Source organism: Actinomycetospora straminea (assembly GCF_028737255.1).
In the GTDB taxonomy this organism is placed as follows: domain Bacteria; phylum Actinomycetota; class Actinomycetes; order Mycobacteriales; family Pseudonocardiaceae; genus Actinomycetospora; species Actinomycetospora straminea.
Window position 1 is genome coordinate 123,642 of the sequence record NZ_JAQZAN010000015.1, and the last position, 16,066, is coordinate 139,707.

Annotated in this window: 17 protein-coding genes and 3 pseudogenes; 16 read left to right on the plus strand and 4 right to left on the minus strand. The window is 71.3% G+C overall.

Translation table 11 applies throughout. The annotated features are described in order from the left end of the window. Nucleotides 1-89 precede the first annotated feature (89 nt). The 4 genes from PH190_RS20240 to PH190_RS20255 all read left to right on the plus strand — a co-directional run bounded on the left by PH190_RS20240 (nt 90) and on the right by PH190_RS20255 (nt 2,973). Entirely contained in the window at nt 90-1,181 is a 1,092-nt protein-coding gene (locus PH190_RS20240; protein WP_274233332.1) for a fatty acid desaturase family protein, read from the plus strand. Nucleotides 1,182-1,344: 163 nt separating this feature from the next. Then, on the plus strand, nt 1,345-1,548 hold the full coding sequence (locus PH190_RS20245; protein ID WP_243741417.1) for a cold-shock protein: 204 nt from the start codon (nt 1,345-1,347) through the stop codon (nt 1,546-1,548). Between the two features lie 203 nt (nt 1,549-1,751). Continuing rightward, nucleotides 1,752-1,913 carry a hypothetical protein gene (locus tag PH190_RS20250; protein ID WP_166659673.1) on the plus strand — a complete coding sequence of 54 codons (162 nt, stop codon included), beginning with the start codon at nt 1,752-1,754 and terminating at the stop codon, nt 1,911-1,913. A gap of 316 nt (nt 1,914-2,229) precedes the next feature. After that, on the plus strand, nt 2,230-2,973 hold the full coding sequence (locus PH190_RS20255) for a hypothetical protein (protein ID WP_274233333.1): 744 nt from the start codon (nt 2,230-2,232) through the stop codon (nt 2,971-2,973). Between the two features lie 711 nt (nt 2,974-3,684). Here the strand turns inward: PH190_RS20255 and PH190_RS20260 are convergent. Beyond that, nucleotides 3,685-3,996: pseudogene (locus tag PH190_RS20260) on the minus strand (integrase core domain-containing protein); the annotation flags it as partial. 100 nt (nt 3,997-4,096) lie between these two features. Here PH190_RS20260 and PH190_RS20265 point away from each other — a divergent pair. After that, nucleotides 4,097-5,442, plus strand: a pseudogene (locus tag PH190_RS20265) (IS30 family transposase). A gap of 7 nt (nt 5,443-5,449) precedes the next feature. On the opposite strand, the pseudogene PH190_RS20270 reads toward PH190_RS20265, so the two are convergent. The 3 genes and pseudogenes from PH190_RS20270 to PH190_RS20280 all read right to left on the minus strand — a co-directional run. Further along, a pseudogene (locus PH190_RS20270) lies at nt 5,450-6,414 on the minus strand (IS3 family transposase); the annotation flags it as partial. A gap of 471 nt (nt 6,415-6,885) precedes the next feature. Next, nucleotides 6,886-7,362: an NUDIX domain-containing protein gene (locus PH190_RS20275; RefSeq protein ID WP_274233334.1), complete on the minus strand. Its 477-nt coding sequence runs from the start codon at nt 7,360-7,362 to the stop codon at nt 6,886-6,888. A gap of 22 nt (nt 7,363-7,384) precedes the next feature. Next, on the minus strand, nt 7,385-8,614 hold the full coding sequence (locus PH190_RS20280; RefSeq protein WP_274233335.1) for a helix-turn-helix domain-containing protein: 1,230 nt from the start codon (nt 8,612-8,614) through the stop codon (nt 7,385-7,387). A 125-nt stretch (nt 8,615-8,739) separates the two neighbouring features. Between PH190_RS20280 and PH190_RS20285 the strand changes: the two genes are divergently transcribed. The 11 genes from PH190_RS20285 to PH190_RS20335 all read left to right on the plus strand — a co-directional run bounded on the left by PH190_RS20285 (nt 8,740) and on the right by PH190_RS20335 (nt 15,741). After that, nucleotides 8,740-9,012 (plus strand): helix-turn-helix domain-containing protein, encoded by a 273-nt coding sequence (locus tag PH190_RS20285; protein ID WP_274233336.1) that lies wholly within the window; start codon nt 8,740-8,742, stop codon nt 9,010-9,012. After that, entirely contained in the window at nt 9,012-9,242 is a 231-nt protein-coding gene (locus PH190_RS20290; RefSeq protein WP_274233337.1) for a hypothetical protein, read from the plus strand. Before PH190_RS20285 ends, PH190_RS20290 begins: the two co-directional genes overlap by 1 nt. Before the next feature lie 316 nt (nt 9,243-9,558). Beyond that, nucleotides 9,559-9,981, plus strand: a complete 423-nt coding sequence (gene ssb, locus PH190_RS20295) for a single-stranded DNA-binding protein (protein WP_274233338.1) — start codon at nt 9,559-9,561, stop codon at nt 9,979-9,981. Further along, a complete protein-coding gene (locus tag PH190_RS20300; protein WP_274233339.1) occupies nt 9,974-10,369 on the plus strand; it encodes a WhiB family transcriptional regulator in 396 nt (131 codons plus the stop codon). Before ssb ends, PH190_RS20300 begins: the two co-directional genes overlap by 8 nt. Continuing rightward, on the plus strand, nt 10,366-10,902 hold the full coding sequence (locus PH190_RS20305; RefSeq protein WP_274233340.1) for a hypothetical protein: 537 nt from the start codon (nt 10,366-10,368) through the stop codon (nt 10,900-10,902). The genes PH190_RS20300 and PH190_RS20305 overlap by 4 nt, the downstream gene beginning before the upstream one ends. 46 nt (nt 10,903-10,948) lie before the next feature. Continuing rightward, a complete protein-coding gene (locus tag PH190_RS20310) occupies nt 10,949-11,236 on the plus strand; it encodes a hypothetical protein (protein ID WP_274233341.1) in 288 nt (95 codons plus the stop codon). Then, nucleotides 11,233-13,146, plus strand: a complete 1,914-nt coding sequence (locus tag PH190_RS20315) for a type IV secretory system conjugative DNA transfer family protein (RefSeq protein ID WP_274233342.1) — start codon at nt 11,233-11,235, stop codon at nt 13,144-13,146. The genes PH190_RS20310 and PH190_RS20315 overlap by 4 nt, the downstream gene beginning before the upstream one ends. Then, complete coding sequence (locus PH190_RS20320) at nt 13,134-13,886, plus strand: hypothetical protein (protein WP_274233343.1); 753 nt, start codon at nt 13,134-13,136, stop codon at nt 13,884-13,886. The genes PH190_RS20315 and PH190_RS20320 overlap by 13 nt, the downstream gene beginning before the upstream one ends. Then, nucleotides 13,883-14,602 (plus strand): hypothetical protein, encoded by a 720-nt coding sequence (locus tag PH190_RS20325; RefSeq protein WP_274233344.1) that lies wholly within the window; start codon nt 13,883-13,885, stop codon nt 14,600-14,602. Before PH190_RS20320 ends, PH190_RS20325 begins: the two co-directional genes overlap by 4 nt. After that, nucleotides 14,599-14,976: a hypothetical protein gene (locus PH190_RS20330; protein WP_274233345.1), complete on the plus strand. Its 378-nt coding sequence runs from the start codon at nt 14,599-14,601 to the stop codon at nt 14,974-14,976. The genes PH190_RS20325 and PH190_RS20330 overlap by 4 nt, the downstream gene beginning before the upstream one ends. Before the next feature lie 6 nt (nt 14,977-14,982). Further along, nucleotides 14,983-15,741: a hypothetical protein gene (locus tag PH190_RS20335; RefSeq protein WP_274233346.1), complete on the plus strand. Its 759-nt coding sequence runs from the start codon at nt 14,983-14,985 to the stop codon at nt 15,739-15,741. Nucleotides 15,742-16,066 lie beyond the last annotated feature (325 nt).

A 16,066-nucleotide genomic window follows, 5' to 3' on the forward strand; every position in this document is an offset into this window, starting at 1 on the left:
AGCCCGTCGATGCGCAGGCAGCCGCCAGCCCACGGCAGGCGACGGCCCAGCCCCCCGAAGGCGAGAGCACGGGAGCGCACTCGACGGCCGTGATCAGGGAATCGTCGATCGGCGCGACCCCCGCTCCACCTCAGGACCTGTTCCCGGAGCTGGTGCGGACGGTCAAGCAGGCCGGGCTGCTGCAGAGGCGCCGCGGCGCCTACCTTGGTCTGTTCGCCCTCAACGGTTTCCTCGCGGCCCTGGGTGTCGCGGCCTTCGTCGTGCTCGGGTCGTCGTGGTGGCAGATGCTCACCGCGGTGTTCGCCGGCCTGGTCTCCACCCAGCTGGCCTTCCTGGGCCACGACGCCGGCCACCGACAGATCTTCGGCCGGAAGCGACCGAACGACGTGGTCGGGTACCTGCACGGCTGTCTCGTCGGGATGAGCTTCGGCGCGTGGGTGGGCAAGCACAACCGCCACCACGCCCAGCCCAACCACGCCGACGGGGATCCCGACATCGACATCCCGGTGTTGGCCTTCAGCGTCGACCAGGTCGCGGGGCGGCGGGGCCTGGTGCGGTGGACCGTCGCCCACCAGGCGATCCTGTTCTTCCCGCTGCTGCTCCTGGAGGGCTGGAGCCTGCACATCACCTCGGCGCAGGCCGCTCTGCGCGGCGAGGTGCCCCGCAGCCGGCTCGAGCTGGCACTGCTCGCGGTCCACGCGGTCGGTTACCTCACGGCCCTGTTCCTCGTCCTCACGCCGCTGCAGGCCATCGTCTTCGCCCTCGTGCACCAGGGTGTGTGGGGGACGTACATGGGGCTCGCGTTCGCGCCCAACCACAAGGGCATGCCGATCATCGAACCCGGCCGGCGCCTCGACCACCTGCACAAGCAGGTCCTGACCGCCCGTAACGTGCGCGGCGGGCCGGTCGTGGACTACGTGCTCGGCGGGCTCAACCACCAGGTCGAGCACCACCTCTTCCCCGCCATGCCGCGACCGAACCTGCGGCGCGCCCAGGTCCTCGTGGCCGCCTTCTGCGCCGAGCACGACCTGCCCTACACCCGGACCGGCGCGCTCGACTCCTACGGGCAGGTCCTGCGCCACCTGCACGCCGTCGGCGCGCCGCTCCGGTCGTCCCACCGCGATATGCCGCGGGGGCGCCGACACCTCGTGAGCTGCTGGAGTGATTTCCGAGCCCGTTGACGGCGCGCCGTGTAGTCTCGAATCGTTGCAGTCCTGTTTTCCCCGCTTTGCGCGCCGGACCACACGACAACGGCTTGCGCGCGTCGGGATGACCTCGGTGCAGCGACCGGCAATGCCGACGGCAGGTCCCTGCGGCGGCCGCGCGACCGAGAAGAGGAATACTGTGATCGAAGGAACCGTCAAGTGGTTCAACGCCGAGAAGGGTTTCGGTTTCATCGCGCCCGATGACGGGAGCAAGGACGTCTTCGTGCACTACTCCGCCATCGAGTCGGGCGGCTACCGCTCGCTCGAGGAGAACCAGCGCGTGAGCCTGACCGTCTCGCAGGGCCAGAAGGGTCTGCAGGCCGACTCGGTGCGGCCGCTCTGATCACCGGTGTGTCGCCGGGCGGAGTCCGCGGAAGCCGCCCGGCCACACCTCTCGACCTCACGGAGTCGGCCACGGCGCTCAGCGCCGCCGTGTGGTCTGCGCACGCACGTCGGGGAAGCGCTCCCGCGCCGTCGTTCTCCGACGACGGTGGTGGATCGGTCTTCGACGCCCACGGGCGCTGCGCCCGGGTCCAGCCCCTGGGGATGCGCACACGGATCACCCTGCTCACGGACGGCCGCACCGTTGTCGAGGCGGAGGTCGACACCGGTCGCCTCATCGACCGCCTCGCTCTCGTCGGGGCTGCTTACGACGCGCTCGTCGCCGTGCTCGCGGAGGAGAACGGTCCAGGGATGCGCCCAGACTGAGGTTCAGATCCGCCGGCGCGCCCGTGGCCCCGCCGACCCGGCCCTCAAACCCCGGCCATCTGCTGGAGGTCCGCGAGACGCACCGCCACCCGGCCCAACAACGGCACCACTTGTCGGGCCGCCCTTGTGCGCGGAGAGGAGCACCTGACACCGTCGACGGCAGCTGCGGGCATCGCCATCGACCACCAGGGCTGGCGGACTTCGGTAGTACGGCCCCCGGGGAGCATCGGGCGCCCCAGAGAGTTGCCGGTCCCCCCATGCTCGATCCATGGCCGCGTCGCGGCCGCTTCCACGGTGGCACGGTCGGCGTCGAGCCATGACGACGCCTGACGACGTCACCCGGAGATCGCACGCGAGCGCGCACCTGAGCGTCGATGGCCTCGGAGATGATCTGGCCGCAGCCTCGCTGCGCAGATCGGCCGAGGGTCTTCTGTCCTGCGGCATCGCCGAGCTGACCGTGGACCTGTCGGCCCTCGGCGACGCCTACCCCAGCTTCGTCACCACCCTCGCCAGGCTGACCTCGACGACTCGAGCGCACAGCTGCGAGCTGTTCCTCGTCGGACTGCACCGCCCCGCGGTGCTCGCGGCCCTCGACGAGGCGCCCCTCGACGAGCTGTTCGCCGTCTATCAAGCCGCGTGCCTGCACGACACCGCCCCGACCACCACCGTCCCACCGGTACCCGGCCGCAGCGCCGTGTCCGCGTGGATGCCCGAGCAGACACCGATGACCACATCGGCGTCGGCTCAGGGCCCGGTTGCGTCCGCCGCACCGTGGGGGGACTCGGCGGACGCAACCGGCGCTCCCCGGCACGCTCGCGCCGACCACGACATCAATTCTCTGATCATGAGCGAGGGAACGGAAATGACCAGTACCGACAACACGAAAGCCACCGAGTGGTTGGATCGCGACCGTCTCGTCGAGCTCCACGTCCTGGCCGCCAACGGCGACACGACCGCCGCAGCTCACGCGGACAAGTGGATGGCCGACGACCCCCTGGCACGACACATGTGGGACAGCGTCGCCCGGACCTGCAACGAACTCGGCGCGTCCTCGGCCTGAAGCGATCACCTGCTCGCCGGTCTCCCACGGATGCAGTCGAGATCGTCCCGTCGACGGTGGCATTCGTCCGGGGGCCGAGCGGCGCTGTTGCCGCATCCTCCGGGAGAACCATGATGTCCGATCACCCGCACGATCTGCAGAAACGTCGGGACATCTGTCGTGCCGAGTTCATGCTCTCCCTGGCGTCCGGGCTCGCTCGTGAGGCCAGTGTCAAGGCGCTGAGATACCGCGCTGCGGCAGCGGGTGTGTCGCTGCACGCGGCAGCACTCGCCGTGCTCTCGACCGAACCGACCGAGCAGCTGCTGATGGACCCACCACCGACGCCGGAGCAGTCGACCCTGCACGGACACCTCTACGCGATCCACCCGGACGCGGCGACGACGACCACGAGCGACGCACGCACTACCCGGTCGACATCGACGCCGCTGAGGGTTGCTGGCACCAGCCGTCCCGACGCCCTTCTGCCGAGGCGGCCAGGAAGGACAGACATGGCACGCAAGAACCCGCATGAGCGGCAGGACGAGCGCGACGTCGAGCGAGCGGCAAGGATGATCGCCGACGCGCACGGGCTGACAGGTGCCCAAGGCTTCCGCGCGTTGGGAGACCGCGCCGCCCACGCCGGTATCTCGCTCCACGCTGCAGCGCTCGCTGCGGTGTCGACCAACCCGCGCGACGAGCTGCGGTATGAACCGCCCCGGCGTGTCCGGAGAGCTATGGGCTTGAGTGCTCGGGCTCGGGTTGAGCTTGGCGTTGACGGTAGTGGGCGTGTTCGAGTTCGACGGGTGGGATGTCGCCGGCGGTGCTGTGCAGGCGGCGGTGGTTGAACCAGTCGACGTACTCGAGGGTGGCGATCTCGACCTGTTCGACGGTCCGCCAGGGCGCTCTTGGCTTGATCAGCTCGGTCTTGAACAGGCCGATGGTCGACTCGGCCAGAGCGTTGTCGTAGGCGTCGCCGACCGAGCCGACCGAGGGCGCGGCACCGGTCTCGGCGAGGCGTTCGGTGAAGGCGATCGAGGTGTACTGCTCGGGTTCAAGGGGTCGTCGCAACACCCTGGTCGAGGAGGGTGTTGTGGCAGCAGGACGAGCACGAGGACGCGCGTCAGTTCGGGCGGGACGGGCGCCGATGCAGTCGCCGGGTCGGCCGCCGGCGAATCAGCGCGATGTGCAGCGACGGTTCTGGCGGTTGATCGCTGAGGGTCTGTCCAGCGAAGACGCTGCGCTGGGCTGCGGTGTGTCGGTCCCGGTCGGCTCGCGGTGGTTCCGTGACGGTGGCGGGATGCCGCCGCTCACCCTCGACGAGCCCCTCGGCCGGTATCTCTCGTTCGCCGAGCGCGAGGAGATCGCGCTGCTGCGGGCCCAGCAGCTCGGGGTGCGCGAGATCGCCCGCGCGATCGGGCGCGACGCCTCGACGATCTCCCGCGAGCTGCGCCGCAACGCCGCCACCCGCAGCGGGCGGATGGACTACCGGGCCTCGGTGGCGCAGTGGCACGCCGAGCGGCAGGCCCGCCGCCCCAAGGCCGCCAAGCTCGCCGGCAACGACCGGTTGCGCGAGTACGTGACCGAACGGCTCGCCGGCCGGGTCACCGCCCCTGACGGGCGCCCGATCGCGGGTCCGCAGGTGCCGTGGCGCAAGCGTCGACACGGGCCGCGTCAGGATCGGCGGTGGGCCACCGCGTGGAGTCCGGAGCAGATCGCGCATCGGTTGCCGGTGGAGTTCCCCGACGATGAGTCCATGCGGGTCTCCCACGAGGCGATCTACCAGTCGATCTACGTGCAGGGACGCGGGGCGCTGCGCCGCGAGCTGGCCGCGTGTCTGCGCAGCGGGCGGGTGCTGCGGGTGCCCCGGGCCCGGGTGCGCGGGCGGGGCAAGAAGTTCGTCACCCCGGAGGTGATGATTAGCGAGCGGCCGGCCGAGGTCGAGGATCGGGCGGTGCCCGGACACTGGGAAGGCGACCTCATCCTCGGGCTGGGCAGCTCCGCGATCGGCACCCTGGTCGAGCGCGCGACCCGCTTCACGATGCTGCTCGAGCTGCCCCCAATGCCCGGGCACGACGGCTCGAGGACCAAGAACGGGCCGGCGATGGCCGGGCACGGCGCCGAAGCCGTCCGCGATGCCATCGCCGCCCAAATCACAACGCTGCCCGAGGCGCTGCGGCGGACGCTGACCTGGGATCAGGGCGCGGAGATGGCCCAGCACGTCGCGCTGCGGGTCGACACCGGCCTGGAGATTTACTTCTGCGATCCGCACAGTCCCTGGCAGCGCGGCACGAACGAGAACACCAACGGGCTGCTGCGCCAGTACTTCCCCAAAGGCACCGACCTGTCCCGCCACGGCCGCGACGAGCTCGACGCCGTCGCCGCCGCGCTCAACACGCGACCCCGCAAGACCCTCGGCTGGCGCACCCCTGGCGAAGCCCTCCAAGATCACCTACTGTCGGCCCAGTAGCTGGTGTTGCGACGACCAGTTGAATCTGCGCTGGCTGCCGGCGTCGGAGTGATGCACTAGCCCACCGAGCTCGGTGATGCCTTCCTGGCGGCGCGTCCAGACGGCCTGCTCGAGAGCGTCGAGCACCAGGCTGGTGCGCATGCTGGTGGCGGCCCGCCAGCCGAGAATGCGCCGGGAGTAGGCGTCGAGGACGAACGCGACGTAGACCATCCCTGACCAGGTCGCGACGTAGGTGAAGTCCGCGACCCACAACCGGTCCGGCGCGGGCGGGTTGAACTCGCGTCCGACCAGGTCGCGGGCGCGCGCTTGGTCGCCGGGGATGGTGGTGCGGATCCGGCGGCCGCGGCGCACGCCGGCCAGGCCCTGGGCGCGCATCAGTCGCTCCACGGTGCAGCGAGCGACCGGGATGTCCTCTCGGTTGAGCTGGGCCCAGACCTTGCGGGCGCCGTAGACGCCGTAGTTCTCCCGGTGCACCCGGGCCACCTCGCCGGTCAACTGCTCGTCTCGCTGCGCGGCCGGCGACGGTTCGGCGAGGGTGCGGCGGGCGTCGTAGTAGGTGGACGGGGCGATCGGTGCACCCAGCTCGACGAGCTGGTCGCAGATCGACTCGACGCCCCATCGCCGCCCACAGCTTGTGTGGGCGGCGTGCTCGTTGATGAACCTCACGAGCGTCGCGGTGGCCGGTCGATCTCGGCCGCGAAGAAAGCCGAGGCCGCCTTGAGGATGTCGTTGGCCCGCTTCAGCTCGGCGTTCTCCCGACGCAGGCGCTTGAGCTCGTTGAACTCCTCGCTCGTGGTCCCGGGCCGGGCTCCGCCATCGATCTCGGCCTGGCGGACCCACTTGCGCACCGTCTCTCCGGTGCCAATCCCGAGCTTCTCCGCGACCGCGTTCATCGCCGCCCACGGCGACTCGTAGTCCGCCCGGACCTCGGCGACCATGCGCACCGCCCGCTCCCGCAACTCCGGCGGATAGGGCGGCTGGGACCGACGTGTCATGACCAGATCTCCTCAGACGGACTGGTCTCCGGACACGCCGGGGCGGTTCACTCGGAGGCCACCCACCCGCCTCCCGCATCACCAACCTCTGTGGTCAGTACAGCTAGACGTCCCGCCGTGGGCGAGCACCGGGTGGAACACGTACTCATGACCGCGGACACCGTCCCAGTCTTGCTCGATCACTTCACTGATCATGCGACGGAGCCGACCAGCCACGTCCTCGAGAGCGCTTGGGAACGGAACCCGGCGCCCGCGCGTTCGAAGCTCGCGCCATAGAAAGGGGTCGCCCCGCAGCGCCCACTGGGCGGGTTCCAGCACGAACAGGTGGTTCATCGTGTGGCCCGAGGGCACGCGCACCTCCTCAAACACTTCAGCATTGGAGAGACCCGCTTGCACCTTCTCGACGGCCAGCTCGCGCTGCTTGGCTGTTCGGCGATCAGCCCGGCTGACCGAGGCCCGGCTTGAGAGTCCCTACGTCGAGTCCGCAGTCTCGGCAGCCATCGTCGGCTCGCCATGCTCGAGGTAGGTAGCGCCCTCGTCGGCCACCGCGCGGATGCGCCGGGAGATGCGGGAGATGACGAGGTCGTCGAGATCGTTCATGCCGACCCACCGCCAGTCATCAAGCTCGCTGCCGTCGAGGTTGATTCGGTGCTCGTCGGCGCCGAGGGAGCCGCAGTCGAACAGGAACAGCAGCTTGTCGCCCTCGTTGCCGTTCGGAGCCCAGTCGATGCCGAGAATGCGGATGACGGGCCGGTCGAGGCCGAGCTCCTCGGCGATCTCGCGCCGGCACGCCGCCGCCGGCGACTCACCGCGCTCGACGTAGCCCCCGGGGATGTCCCAGGTGTCCTTGTAGGTCGGGTGCACGAGCAAGACCCGCCCCTGGTCGTCGAAGAACAGGGCGCCGGCGGCTACTCGGGGCGTCGCGAAGCTGTCGCTCGGGTCCGTCACGCCATCGAGCCTATGCGGCGGCTCAGGCGAGGTGCAGACGGCTCGCGAGCTGCTCTAACGCGACGCTACGGGCGCCGCGGTTGTTGCGCAGCCAGCTCAGCACGAGCTGGCGGCTGATCGCGTGGTGTCGAATCTGCTCGGGCGCGAGCTGCTCGGCCTGGAGGAGCACACCCAGGGCATCGTCGCGACGGCTCCGGGCCGTGTACGCCCGGGCAGTCTCGATCGCGTGGCGGACCTGACGCTCGACGGGTAGCGCGGACGCGTCGATCCGAGGGGCGAGGTCGACGGCGATCTGGACGTCGCCCAGCTCCATGGCTGTGGTCATTCGGTGGAGCGCCACGTTAGTCGGCCCGAACGCAGTCCACATGGCGTTCTGGTCGCGCCCGAGCCGGCTGGCGCTTTCCTGAGCCTCGTCCAGGAACGAGAGGGCGGCGGCGCGGTCGTCGGCGCGAGCCGCCGCGACGGCGCCCGTCAGGAAGAGCGTTCCGTAGACCGAGAGCAGGGCGTCATCAGCCCGAGGACCGAGCTGGGGCTGGAGGAGGTCGGCCGCGGCGCGGGTGAGGTCGACGCTGGCTGCGAACCGACCCGTGGAGTGCAGGGCGTGGGTGACCGATCGAAAGAGCGATCCAAGAACAACGGGATTGCCGGACCTTTGTGCGGCGGTGAGCCCGCGCTCGGAGGCGATCCAGGCGAGGTCGGTCTCCCCGAGCTTGGTCAACACGGAGACGGCGACCTGGTAGGTGAGCCCGAGTAGACCTTGCACCCGGCCGAAGTCCTCGACGTCGGCCGTGCGGGTGGCCCGTAGGGCGTCTTTGAGGATGAGCGGGACGCGCGCCGTCACGTACGCGTACCGGCTCGCCTGGTAGGCCTCGAACGCCGAGGCGACATCCCGCTCCACGTTGTCGAGACTGACCGGCTCGTCGTCGGCGTTGCTGGCCCCGAGGAGCGGAGCGAGCTGGCTGTAGTCCATCAGGGCCGCGCGTAGCGCGGGCACGGTGTTGACGCCGCTGTCGTCGGTCCAGTCGAGGAGTGTGGGCTCGCCGACGAGATCGCCGATGGCGACGTCCAGGGCGTCGGCCAACCGACGGATCACCGACAAGCGGTCGAGTTCGATCCGATTGTTCTCGACGCGGCTCAGCCAGTCCTCGGTACGCCCTACCAAGCCGGCCAGCACCAGCTGTGACTGTCCCCGTCGCCGGCGGTAGAACGCGATTCGCTCGCCAATGGTCATCGTCTCGGTCATTCCGCGCATGACGATCACCTTCTTCCGAGGTCGCTGAACAACCCCGGAATTTTCTTCCGGGTCCTCGCTCCCGACCGCTCTGACGCTAGCCGCACAGGCCCGCAGGGCGCAGTCGTTTCAGTCAGGAGCCAGCCGTGACCACAAGTTCAGCCCGACCTGCCTCCGCCTCGGTCGGAGTTCGTCGCTTCTACAGCGTTCCCGAGGCAGCGCGGCTCATCGGCACCGCACCGGTGACGCTCTACCGCGCGATCCGCGCCCATGAGTTCCCCGCGGTCCGCATCCGCGGTCGCCTGATCGTCCCCGCTCAGGCGTTGGACGCCATGATCGAGACTGCGATCTCGGAGCAGAGCGTCATTAGCGCTGCCGCGTGGGTCCAGGTCCCGGCGAAACCCGCGCGGGAGTCCTGATGCCGAGCGTCGGGCTGTTGATCCTTGGAGCCGTCCTCGGCGCGTTCATCTGCGCCAAGACCAGGTCGGCCGCCGGGGCCGTCGTCTTCTCGCTGATTGCCTTGGTGCTGTTCATCGGCACTCCGATCGGCCAGGGCCTACCGGGAGCTATCGGCGGCTTCATGTCGGCCGTGGATCAAGCGACGACTCCAGCGTTGTCGGGCGAGCCAGGGGCACCGAGTGACGGCTAACGGTCAAGGCGCTCGCCTTCGGCTTCCAACGGTCTCGCTCAAGGCCGCGGGGCCGAGGAGCGATGTCGAGCCGCCGTCCGGCGGCGCCCGAACTGAGCCCACCGAGCGTGAGCGGGCGTTCCTCCCGCCTCAAGGGCGCCGATGGCGCCGCTGCGCGGCCGGACTGCGTCCGTCCCTTGACCCGAGAGACCTCGACGGCCCGCGGCGCCCCGAAGCGGGGTGCAGGCAGGAGGGAGCGCCTGCACCCGCCGACCGGCGGGCCCCCATCACCAGCTGTGCAGCGGACGCAGCTGATCACCTCTTGAGGAGCACCAAGATGAACGAGACGACATTGACGCTCGTCGGGAACCTGACCGAGGCGCCGGAGCTGCGGTACCTGCCAAGCGGGGCGGCACGAGCAGGCTTCACGGTTGCCTCGACGCCGCGGCGCCTCGACCGCCAATCCGGTTCGTGGGTCCACGGGGACGCGCTGTTCCTGCGGTGCGTCGCATGGGGTCCGCTCGCGGAGAACGCCGCGGAGTCACTGGGCAAGGGCGACCGCGTCGTCGTGGTGGGCCGCCTACGGCAGCGGTCGTTCGAGACCGCCGAGGGCCAGCGTCGGCAGGTGATCGAGCTGGAGGTCGACGAGCTCGGTGCGTCGTTGCGCTTCGCCACGGCGCGTCACCACCGCGTCAACGCGTCAGCGGCCGATGCCGACGGGGCGACGCCCGTCGAGGGCCTGGTGAGCAGCGATGGCTGACTCGAACTGGCGCGGTCAGGCGGCCTGCCGCGGAGTGGACCCGGAGCTGTTCTTCCCGGAGTCTTCGGGCGAGCCGCTCGTGCGCAAGCAGGTAGCGGCGGCGAAGGCGGTGTGCCGAGTCTGCCTCGTCCGCGACCGTTGCCTCGCCGACGCGCTGCTGCGGCTGCCGCACGGCATCGCAGGAGGGCTCACGGAGCAGGAGCGTCGCCGAGTGCGGTCGGCGGACAGCCTCGCCAAGGCCGACACTCCGCGGTGGCAGGCACTCCTCGACGCCGGGCGCTCGCACCCGGAGATCGCGCACGAGTGCGGGGTGACGGTACGGACCGTCGACCGCTGGGTGTCCCGACTTCGCGAGGAGGTCGCGTCGGGCCGAGGTGATCCTCGGTGAGCGCGATCGAGGTAAGCCGGCGCGAGCGGGCGGCGTGGTCGACGCGGGAGCACGTGCGTCGGGTCGCGGTCATCGCCTTCGACACGACCGAGCAGCAGGAGCCGATCGAGGGCTTCCACGGGGTGTCCCGGCCTGTGCTCTCCGACCCGCTTGCCGGTGTGCGGGCTGGACGGCTCGTCGCCGTCGTCGCGGCGGGTGCGCTGCGGGACTGGGCGTTGCGGGCCCGCGGTGCTGGCCACAGCTGGGACGCGGTCGGTCGGGCCCTGGAGCTTCCCGAGGACTCGGTCGAGACCACCCGTGCGGAGGCGGCATGGGAGTGGCTCATCGAGCACCGACCGCCGGCTCCCACGGCGAGCACCGCGCCGGACTCGGCGGTGTGGGCCTGCACGACCTGCCGTGGCCGGGTGCGCGACAGCGGCCCGTTCGCCTCCCACCCGGACGACCAGGAGGCAGGCCACCTCGCCGACTGCGCCCGCCGCGCGGCGGCACTCGAGGCATGGCGGAACGACGAGGAGGGAGAGCGCGATGAGTAGCCGCCGAACCTCGAGCGGGACACCACACCGCGGCGCCGGACCGACAATGCCGCTGCTGCTGGGCGTCGAACTGGTCCGAGCCGACGTCGCCAGCCACCTGTTCGGGCTCGAGCTCGGCGAAGCGCCCTGTGGCGGTCCGATCACGTGGGCCCTGATCATCGACGGCGTCGTGGCCGGGCGGACCGACGAGCCCATGACCGACGACGCCGCGCAGGGCTGGGCGCGCCGGATCGCCGGGGAGGGCGTGCATTTCCAGCTCGCCCGTGCCGCCGGGGGCTACTGGCTCGCCGATGCCGGTGACGGCTCGCGGACCCGGGGCGGGTGGTCGCGGTGATCGCGACGGTGCTGATCCTGGCGCTATTGGCTGGAGCGGTCGTGGTGTCGATGATGCGCGGCGCGGTCCGCCAGGCGCTGCTGTTCGGGGCGCTGGCGAGTCTCCCGGCGACCACCCTGATCCAAGCGCTGTCGTGGCCGGCGCTGCTCGTGGCCGGCGCGGTGCTCGCGCTGGTTGCCTGGCACCGCTGGTCGCGCAGCCGCTCGATCGTGTCTCGCTGGTCGGCGCGGTCGCGTCGCCGCGCGGGCGTCGCCTCCAGCCTGGACGTGGCCCGGCACGCCGGGACGGTGGCGACCCGCCGGCGCGCGGGAACCGTTCGGCCGTCGCTGGGCTCGCTGACCCGCCGCGAGGGGTGGGCGACCCCGACCTCGGCGGTGGGGGTGGAGCTGTGCCGGGTGGGGCTGCAGCGGGTGTGGTCCTCGGTCGAGGACGTGACCCTGGTGTTCGGGGGCCCGCGTACCGGCAAGACCGGCTGGCTGGCCGGCCGGATCCTCGACGCCCCCGGCGCCGCGGTGGTGACCTCGACCCGCACCGACCTGCTGGAACTCTGCGCCCCGATCCGGCAACGGAACCGGGGGCCGGTGTTCGTGTTCAACCCGGTCGGGCTGGGCGGGCTGCGGTCGACGATCAGCTTCGACCCGCTAACCGGATGTGCCGACCCGGTAACGGCGATGGAGCGCGCGACCGACATGGTCGCCGCCACCTCCCGCGCCTCGCATGGGGACGCGGAGCGGTGGGACGCCCAGGCACGGCGGGTACTCGCGGCACTGCTGCACGCCGCCGCACTCGGGCGGGGGTCGATGCGCGATGTGCTCGGCTGGGTGGCCGACAACGACCGTGCCTCCCGTGAGGTCCCGGCGCTGCTGCGGCGCTCGCAGGTGGAGACCTTCGATAAGGCGGCCGAGCAGTTCGTCACCACCAACGACCGCACCCGTACCTCGATCACCAACTCGATCATGCCCGCCCTGGGGTGGCTCAACCATCCCGACGCCGCTGCTGCCGCCGCACCCACCGACCAGCCCTTCGACGTCGAAGCTCTGCTCGAGTCACAGGCGACGGTGTTCCTGCTCGGTGCGGAGGAAGCCGACACCGGCCCCCTGGTCTGCGCACTCACCGGGCACATCGCCCGTGAGGCCCGCCGCCTCGCCACGGCGAAGCAGGCGGGGCGGCTCGATCCGCCGCTGCTTCTGGCGTTGGACGAGGCGGCGCTGATCAGTCCGGTGCCGCTGGAGAACTGGACCGCCGACATGGGCGGGCGCGGGGTCACGATCATCGCCCCGTTCCAGTCGAGAGCCCAGCTCCTCGCGCGATACGGGGAGCACAAGACCGCAACGATCCTGAACAACACCGGCTCGGTGATGCTGTTCGGCGGCACCCGCGACCAGGCCGACCTGCAGTTCTGGGCGACCCTGGCCGGGGAGCGCGACGAGCGCATCACCACCACCGACCTTCACGGTCGGGTCGCGTCGCGGTCGGTGCGAAAGGTGCCGGTGCTCGCGCCGGCGCAGATCGCGAACCTCCCGGCCGGGAAGGTCGTCGTCTACCGGCGGGGTATCGCCCCGGTGATCGGGCGGGCCCGTATGGCGTGGACCCGCAGCGACGTCCGCGCCCTGCGCGCGCAGCCCGCGGTCGGCTGGCTGGGCCGGCAGCAGCGGGCCCGAGCGTGGGCCGAGGTCGGCTTGACCGCGGTGCTACGACGGCTCGCCAGCCCACGACGGACCACGTGGCGGGCTCGCGGGGCGGTGCTGTGGCGGCGAATGACCACCCGGCGCGGCAGCACAAGCGTGCCGGCATCGCGCCCGCCTTCCGACGAACGGCCACCGCTGGTGATCGACGTCGACCCGGTCGTCCCGCCCGTGCTCGGCGAGCACGACCACCCGTACAGCAATGACCAGAGGTGGGTGCGATGAGCCAGCCAGAGCAGCAACCCGACCGCCCGCAGGCGGCGCTGCGGTGGCCAGCCGAGCGGCACACGGCCTACCTCGACAGTCGCCCGGACGGCACCTCGCCCTACAACCCGGCCGCCGAGTACGGCGATCGCGACTGGCGCGAGCCGGCCTCCGAAGCCGAAGCCGCCGCCCGCACCGCCTACCTACGCGAGCACTTCCCGCCAGCGCCGGGCTGGACGCCGCGCCCGCTAACCCCGGTCGAGAACGCGCTCCAGGACGCCCAGGAGCGCGCCGTGCTCTCCGAGCGCGCCCACGACTCCGACCCCGACGCCTGGGCCGACTACTACCGGCTCCAGGCCGTGGACAGGCTCGCGCCGCTCCCGACCCATGACACGCTCGACGACCTCCCGGTCGACGAACACGGACAGCCCGACCCCCTCGCTTCGGCGGAGTGGCGTGACGAGGAGCAGGTTGCCCTCGCTCACCGAGCCGATGAGACCGCCTTCGACGGACGACCCGGCGACACCGCCGACGCCCCTGCCGGCCCGGAGCGTCTGCGCCAACGCCTCGAGAACTTGCGCGCCGCACGTGCCGCAGAGGCGGTCGAGAGCGTGCCGGACGAGGACGAGGAGCGGCGCGAGCATCTGCTCCGGTGGCACGACGACGACCACCGCGCCATTGATGTCGGCGCCGATCTCGACTCCTCCCACGAGACCGGCGACAGCGGGAGCGGTTCCAGCGGACCGGGGTGGGGTCGGTGACCCGCCGCCCGCCCGGCCAGGCCGGACCTAGCGACGGCGAGTTCGCCCGAGTGGAGGCCCTGGCCGGGCTGGCCCGAGAAGTGGACGGCCTGCGCCGCGGACTGGACGCCCTGCTCGGAACCCCGACTCGGGTGGACGACCTCGCACGCACCGTCGCCCAGCTCGCCGACGCGTTCGCAGCCACCCCGGCCCGGCCAGGCCCGACCGTCGCGCCGTCATGGCTGACCGCACCCACCGACAGCGAAGCGCTAGCGCGACTGCTCGAGGAGCTGTGCCGGTGGCTGCAGGCGGTGTTCCTGCGCTACCCCGACGGGGTCGCGGTGCTGCCCGAGTGCTGGCTCTGGCACCCCGACGTCGTCGAGGAACTGCTCTGGCTGATGTACGCGTGGCGTGCCGCCTACGAGGGCCGCGGCGCCTCGGTGCAGCTGGCGGGGGACTGGCACGACCGGCAACGCCCTGGCGTGGTGCGCCGCCTCAAGACCGCGGCCGGATCCTGCTCCCGGGAACGCCACCAGACCCGTCCCGGCTGGGCTGGCGCGCCGTCGGGTGCGACGCCGGTGCCCGGGGTCGAGGCCGCGACGTCGATCGCCTGGTGGTGGGCCAGCGCCCGCGACGACGCACCTCCTGAGCCGGCCCCCGACAGCACAACGGCACAGGGCGGTACCGGGCTCGGCGCCGCGGTCGACGGTGCCGAGCGCGGGCGGTGGTCGCGATGACCGCCGCCGACCAGGCCGAGACCCGCGCGCAGCAGCGCGCCCGCGAGGCCGCGGAGCGGGCCGAGTGGGACCGGCTATCGAAGATCTACTTCGCGCACATGAACGCGGTCGCGCCCGACCAGTTCCACTGCTTCTGCGGCAGCCTCGACGACCTCCGCCACGCCGTCGCACGCCTCGACCACGAAGCCACACGCAACCCTGGCGCGAAAGCAGGCCGGTCGTCTGGTCGGGCGGCATCCTCCGCGACCTCTCGTGGCGCCCTTCGAGCTGCTGGGCACGTCGACCAGGACGAGCAGCGTCGTGAGCAGCTAACCCAGTGGCACGCGGCCGACCGCACCGTCGAGCGCGGCAGCGTCGACGTCGACGCGGGCTGATCGACGATGGCCGACACCGATAACGCGTTGGGCAATCGAGCGCCGGACGAGCGCAGCAAGGGTTGGCTGCTCTGGCTCCCCGGACTCGCGGTCGCACTCGGCGCCGCCATCGCCACCGCGCACGGGTTGTTCGAGGTCGCCGTCGCCGCCCGCGTCCCGACCGGCATCGCCTGGCTCTACCCACTGATCACCGACGGGCTCGCCCTGGTCGCCTACGGCGCCACAGCTCGCCTGCGCGACGGGGCGGCTCGCTACGCGTGGGTCGTGGTCGTCACCGCCGCAGGCCTCTCCGGTCTCGCCCAAGCGACCTACCTCGCCGGCGGACCCGCCGTCGAGGTCGCTCCCGCCCTGCGGTTCGGAATCGGCGCCTGGCCCGCTGTCGCCGCGGCGGTGGTCGCCCACCTGCTCTACCTGCTCGCCGCCGCGAGCCCCCGTGCTGTTCAGCCCGAACCCGTTCATTCGACAGGGTTCAACGTCGGCGCTGTACAGGCGCAGGTCCTGCCCGGCGGCGTTCAGCCCGCTCCCGGGCCGAACGCGGACCCGGTCGGCGCCGAGGGCGCCGACGACAGCAGGTCGGTTGTCGGGCCCCCGCGGGCGGCGCCTTCGCCGGCTCGCGACCGGGCCGAGGCGGCCGCGTCGCGGCATGCCCAGCGTCACGGCGTCTGGCCCACCGTCTCCGAGCTCGAGACCACCGCCGAGGTCTCCCGCGGGCCGCCGCGGCCGCGCTCAAGGCCCTCCGCGACCGACCGCTTCCCCTCCGCCTGATCAACACCAGCGACAACGACACCACCGACGAGGCCCAACCATGACCACCCAGCAGCCGACCACCACGACCACGAGCACCAACCAGAACCGAGACAAGGACCAAGAACCAAGAACAGCAACCGACACCGATCACTACACCGAACAGACGACAAGACACGAGCAACAAGACCCAAGAACGAAAAGATCAAGGGAAAGATCAGAAGACGCACACCGAGGCATCACGATCCGAGGGTTCCGGCCGACCTCCGACCGGCCGGCGGTCGGGAACGCCCGCTCCAGGTGCATTGTTGATCTTGGGTGGCGGCGCAAGGCCCATCGGCAGAGG